This window comes from Rhodococcus sp. ARC_M6 (genome assembly GCF_022810305.1).
Taxonomy (GTDB): domain Bacteria; phylum Actinomycetota; class Actinomycetes; order Mycobacteriales; family Mycobacteriaceae; genus Rhodococcus_F.
The window spans coordinates 1-255 of sequence record NZ_JALGQH010000114.1 but is presented as its reverse complement, the minus strand read 5'-3'; the positions used below and the strand labels follow the sequence as shown (position 1 = coordinate 255).

Genomic DNA, 255 nt, shown 5'->3' with positions numbered 1-255 from the left:
TCGTTCCTGTTGCGGCACTCGGCCTGGTTGCCGTGTCCGGCCTGATCGTCGCAGAAGCGTCGCTCAGCTTCCTCGGACTCGGTATCGCACAGCCTGATCCGACGTGGGGCAACATGATCGCAGAAGGCCAGGGCGGCATCGTGGAGAAGCACCCCTTCATCGTTCTCGTGCCCGGTGTCTTCCTCTTCCTGACCGTGTTTTCGTTCAACCTCATCGGTGAGAAGTATCGGAGCAAACTGTGACCACTTCAGTGAA

At 58.8% G+C, this 255-nt stretch carries 1 pseudogene; it reads left to right on the top strand.

The features are described 5' to 3' along the window. A pseudogene (locus tag MTX36_RS29620) lies at positions 1 to 242 on the top strand (ABC transporter permease); the annotation flags it as partial. Positions 243 to 255 lie beyond the last annotated feature (13 nt).